This window comes from Parabacteroides sp. FAFU027, assembly GCF_022808675.1.
In the GTDB taxonomy this organism is placed as follows: domain Bacteria; phylum Bacteroidota; class Bacteroidia; order Bacteroidales; family UBA7332; genus CAXXIC01.
Map to the genome: position 1 here is coordinate 1 of NZ_JAKZKV010000027.1, position 6,228 is coordinate 6,228.

1 protein-coding gene is annotated in these 6,228 nt (G+C 46.2%); it reads right to left on the reverse strand.

All coding sequences use genetic code 11. The features are described 5' to 3' along the window. On the reverse strand, positions 1 to 6,228 hold a 6,228-nt coding region (locus tag MLE17_RS18755), incomplete at both ends, for a hypothetical protein (protein ID WP_243350303.1).

A 6,228-nucleotide genomic window follows, 5' to 3' on the forward strand; every position in this document is an offset into this window, starting at 1 on the left:
CCGGTTGAACGTGGATCGTTACAGTGGTATCGTTAGAGATACAGCTGTCGGAATTCATTGCTCTTACACTGTAAATGTCCGGCAACAGATTTGCATAAACTGAGATCGTATCAAAGGCTGAACCATTGATGCTGTAACGCATACCGGCGACTTTTGAGATCGTGATGGTTCCGGTAGCGGTTTGGCAAGTCGGTTGGATAGTCGTTACTTTTGGTGCTGCCGGTGTTGCCGGTTGAACGTGGATCGTTACAGTGGTATCGTTAGAGATACAGCTGTCGGAATTCATTGCTCTTACACTGTAATTACCCGGCAACAGATTTGCATAAACTGAGATCGTATCAAATACGGAACCATTGATGCTGTAGCGCAGACCGGTAACTTTTGCGATCGTGATAGTTCCGGTAGCTACCTGACAGGTCGGTTGAATAGTCGTTACTTTTGGTACAGCAGGTGTAGCCGGTTGAACGTGGATCATTACAGTGGTATCGTTGGAGATACAACTGTCTGCATTCATTCCTCTTACACTGTAATTGCCCGGAAGCAGATTTGCATAAACTGAGATCGTATCAAATACGGAACCGTTGATGCTGTAACTCATACCGGCAACTTTAGCGATAGTGATAGTTCCGGTAGCTACCTGACAGGTCGGTTGAATAGTCGTTACTTTTGGTACAGCAGGTGTAGCCGGTTGAACGTGGATCGTTACAGTGGTATCGTTGGAGATACAGCTGTCGGAATTCATTGCTCTTACGCTGTAATTGCCAGGCAACAGATTTGCATAAACTGAGATCGTATCAAATACGGAACCGTTGATGCTGCAACGCATACCAGCAACTTTTGCGATTGTGATAGTTCCGGTAGCTACCTGACAAGTCGGTTGGATTGTTTTGACTTGCGGTGCTTTCGGTGTAGCCGGTTGAACGTGGAGTGTTACAGTGGTATCGTTGGAGATACAACTGTCTGCATTCATTGCCCTTACGTTGTAATTGCCCGGTAACAGATTTGCATAAATCGCAGTTGTATCGAAGGCTGAGCCATTAATACTATAGCGCAATCCGGTGACTTTGACTATCGTGATGGTGCCGGTAGCGGCTTGGCAGGTCGGTTGCGTGGCCGTGACTTTCGGTACAGACGGTGTCGCTGGTTGAACGTGGATCGTTACAGTGGTATCGTTAGAGATACAGCTATCTGCATTCATTGCTCTTACACTATAATTGCCCGGCAACAGATTTGCATAAACTGAGATCGTATCAAATACGGAACCGTTGATGCTGTAACTCATACCGGCGACTTTTGCGATAGTGATGGTACCGGTGGCTACCTGACAGGTCGGTTGGATTGTTTTGACTTGCGGTGCTTTCGGTGTAGCCGGTTGAACGTGGATCGTTACGGTGGTATCGTTGGAGATACAACTGTCGGAATTCATCGCTCTTACACTATAATTACCCGGCAACAGATTTGCATAAACTGAGATCGTATCAAAGGCTGAACCGTTGATGCTGTAACTCATACCGGCGACTTTAGAGATCGTGATGGTTCCGGTAGCTACCTGGCAGGTCGGTTGGATTGTTTTGACTTGCGGTGCTTTCGGTGTAGCCGGTTGAACATGGATCGTTAGGGTGGTATCGTTAGAGATACAACTGTCGGAATTCATTGCTCTTACACTGTAAGTGCCTGGCAACAGATTTGCGTAAACTGAGATCGTATCAAAGGCTGAACCGTTGATGCTGTAGCGCAGACCGGTAACTTTCGCAATCATAATAGTACCAGTGGCTGTCTGACAAGTCGGTTGAATGGTCGTAACTTTTGGTACAGCAGGTGTTGCTGGTTGAACATGGATCGTTACAGTGGTATCGTTGGAGATACAACTATCAGAATTCATTGCTCTTACACTGTAATTGCCTGGCAACAGATTTGCATAAACAGAGATCGTATCAAATACTGATCCATTGACGCTGTAGCGCAATCCGGTTACTTTAGCAATAACGATGGTTCCCGTTGCCGTTTGGCAAGTCGGTTGCGTTGCTGTGACTTTTGGTGCAGCCGGGGTGGCCGGTTGAACGTGGATCGTTACAGTGGTATCGTTAGATATACAGCTGTCGGAATTCATTGCTCTCACACTGTAATTACCTGGCAACAGATTTGCATAAACGGTTGTTGAATCGAAGGCTGAGCCGTTGACGCTGTAGCGCAGACCGGTGACTTTCGCAATCGTGATAGTTCCGGTAGCTACCTGACAAGTCGGTTGAATGGTCGTAACTTTTGGTACTGCAGGTGTTGCTGGTTGAACATGGATCGTTACAGTGGTATCGTTAGAGATACAGCTGTCGGAATTCATTGCTCTCACACTGTAATTACCCGGCAACAGATTTGCATAAACGGTTGTTGAATCGAAGGCTGAGCCGTTGACGCTGTAGCGCATACCGGTGACTTTAGCGATACTGATGGTGCCGGTAGATACCTGGCAGGTCGGTTGCATGGCCGTGACTTTCGGTGCAGCAGGTGTAGCCGGTTGAACATGGATCGTTAGGGTGGTATCGTTAGAGATACAACTGTCGGAATTCATTGCTCTTACACTGTAATTGCCAGGCAACAGATTTGCATAAACTGAGATCGTATCAAAGGCTGAACCGTTGATGCTGTAACTCATACCAGCGACTTTTGCGATCGTGATGGTACCGGTGGCGATTTGGCAGGTCGGTTGAATGGTCGTTACTTTTGGTACAGCAGGTGTAGCCGGTTGAACGTGGATCGTTACGGTGGTATCGTTGGAGATACAACTATCTGCATTCATTGCTCTTACACTGTAAGTGTCTGGCAACAGATTTGCATAAACTGAGATCGTATCAAAGGCTGAACCGTTGATGCTGTAGCTCATACCGGCGACTTTTGCGATAGTGATAGTTCCGGTAGCTACCTGACAAGTCGGTTGAATAGTCGTTACTTTCGGTGCTGCCGGGGTGGCCGGTTGAACATTGATCGTAACAGTGGTATCGTTGGAGATACAACTATCTGCATTCATTGCTCTTACACTGTAATTGCCCGGCAACAGATTTGTATAAACAGAGATCGTATCAAATACTGAACCATTGATGCTGTAACGCATACCGGCGACTTTAGAGATAGTGATAGTTCCGGTTGCAGTTTGACAGGTCGGTTGAATGGTCGTTACTTTTGGTACAACCGGTGTGGCCGGTTGAACATGGATCGTCACAGTGGTATCGTTAGAGATACAACTGTCTGCATTCATTGCTCTTAAACTGTAATTGCCAGGCAACAGATTTGCATAAACTGAGATCGTATCAAAGGCTGAACCGTTGATGCTGTAACGCATACCAGCGACTTTTGCGATCGTGATGGTACCGGTGGCGATTTGGCAGGTCGGTTGAATGGTCGTTACTTTTGGCACAGCAGGTGTAGCCGGTTGAACATGGATCGTTACAGTGGTATCGTTGGAGATACAACTATCTGCATTCATTGCTCTTACACTGTAATTGCCTGGCAACAGATTTGCATAAACTGAGATCGTATCAAAGGCGGAACCGTTGATGCTGTAACGCATACCAGCGACTTTTGCGATCGTGATGGTACCGGTGGCGATTTGGCAGGTCGGTTGAATGGTCGTTACTTTTGGCACAGCAGGTGTAGCCGGTTGAACATGGATCGTTACAGTGGTATCGTTGGAGATACAACTATCTGCATTCATTGCTCTTACACTGTAATTGCCTGGCAACAGATTTGCATAAACTGAGATCGTATCAAAGGCGGAACCGTTGATGCTGTAGCGCATTCCGGTCACTTTGGTTATCGTGATGGTGCCGGTTGCGGCTTGGCAGGTCGATTGCGTTGCTGTTACTTTCGGTACTGCCGGGGTAGCCGGTTGAGCGTGGATCGTTACAGTCGTATCGGTAGAGATACAACTATCGGAATTCATTGCTCTTAGACTATAATTACCCGGCAACAGATTTGCATAAACTGAGATCGTATCAAAGGCGGAACCGTTGATGCTGTAGCTCATACCGGCGACTTTTGCGATAATGATAGTTCCGGTAGCTACCTGACAAGTCGGTTGAATGGTTTTGACTTGCGGTGCTTTCGGTGTAGCCGGTTGAACGTGGATCGTTACAGTGGTATCGTTGGAGATACAGCTGTCTGAATTCATTGCCCTTACACTGTAATTGCCAGGCAACAGATTTGCATAAACTGAGATCGTATCAAAGGCTGAACCATTGATGCTGTAACGCATACCGGCGACTTTTGCGATAGTGATAGTTCCGGTTGCTACCTGACAAGTCGGTTGGATAGTCATTACATTTGGTACAGCCGGTGTAGCCGGTTGAACGTGGATCGTTACAGTGGTATCGTTAGAGATACAGCTATCTGCATTCATTGCTCTTACACTGTAATTACCCGGCAACAGATTTGCGTAAACTGAGATCGTATCAAAGGCTGAACCGTTGATGCTGTAGCTTATACCAGCAACTTTTGCGATAGTGATGGTTCCGGTAGCGGTTTGGCAAGTCGGTTGAATGGTCGTTACTTTTGGTACTGCCGGGGTGGCCAGTTGAACGTGGATCGTTACGGTCGTATCGTTAGAGATACAACTGTCTGCATTCATTGCTCTTACACTATAATTGCCCGGCAACAGATTTGCGTAAACTGAGATCGTATCAAAGGCTGAACTATTGATGCTGTAGCGCAGACCGGTAACTTTCGCAATCATAATAGTACCAGTGGCTGTCTGACAAGTCGGTTGAATAGTCGTTACTTTCGGTTCAGCAGGTGTAGCCGGTTGAACGTGGATAGCTACAGTGGTATCGTTGGACATACAGCTATCTGCGTTCATTGCCCTTACACTGTAATTGCCCGGCAACAGATTTGCATAAACCGAGATCGTATCAAAGGCTGAACCGTTGATGCTGTAGCTCATACCGGTTACTTTTGCGATAGTGATAGTTCCGGTAGCTACCTGACAAGTCGGTTGAATGGTCGTTACTTTTGGTACAGCCGGTGTGGCCAGTTGAACGTGGATCGTTACAGTGGTATCGTTGGAGATACAGCTGTCGGAATTCATTGCTCTTACACTGTAATTGCCTGGCAACAGATTTGCATAAACTGAGATCGTATCAAAGGCTGAACCATTGATGCTGTAACTCATACCGGCGACCTTGGCTATAGTGATGGTACCGGTGGCGATTTGGCAAGTCGGTTGAATGGTCATTACTTTTGGTACAGCCGGTGTAGCTGGTTGAACATGGATCGTTACGGTCGTATCGTTAGAGATACAGCTGTCGGAATTCATTGCTCTTACACTATAATTGTCCGGTAACAGATTTGTATAAACAGAGATCGTATCAAATACGGAACCGTTGATGCTGTAGCGCATTCCGGCGACTTTAGAGATAGTGATAGTTCCGGTAGCTACCTGACAGGTCGGTTCGGTTACATTTACCTGAGGAGTTGATATGTTTCTTATTTTATAAAGATATTTCCAATACTCTATATGACCATTACAACTTGTATATTGATAAACAAAAATCCTCATTAAATTCATCTTTCCAGAATCAATGCTATCAACAACTTGAATCAATTTTGGAGAAAGATTATTTCCACATCCATCTTTAATTATTGGAGGAATAGGTTGACTAGTCTTTTCTATACAATTAACCGTACTACTTCCATTGGTCGGTATCATAAAGTCCGGTTGTGCAATTGTATAGACATAGCTCCAGTCGTGGCTATGACCACTGCAATCTTTATAGTTAAAGACATAAGTCATATTGCCGTCGCAGCTGACCAGACTTGGTTCGGTAATGGTTGGTACTAAAATATTTCCACAAGCATCCTTGACTACCGGTGCGGTCGGTTGGACTGCATCTGCCGGACAATTGACGGTGGAATCTCCACTGGCCGGTAACGTGAAGTCCGGTTGGGCTATCGTATAGATATAGCTCCAGTCGTGGCTATGACCGCTGCAATCTTTGTAGGTAAAGACATAAGTCATATTGCCGTCGCAGCTGATTAGCGTTGGTTCGCTTACGGTTGGTGTAAGTATATTTCCACAAGCATCTTTGACTACAGGTGCGGTCGGACGAACGGCGTCTGCCGGACAATTGACGGTGGAATCTCCACTGGCCGGTAACGTGAAGTCCGGTTGGGCTATCGTATAGATATAGCTCCAGTCGTGGCTATGACCGCTGCAATCTTTGTAGGTAAAGACATAAGTCA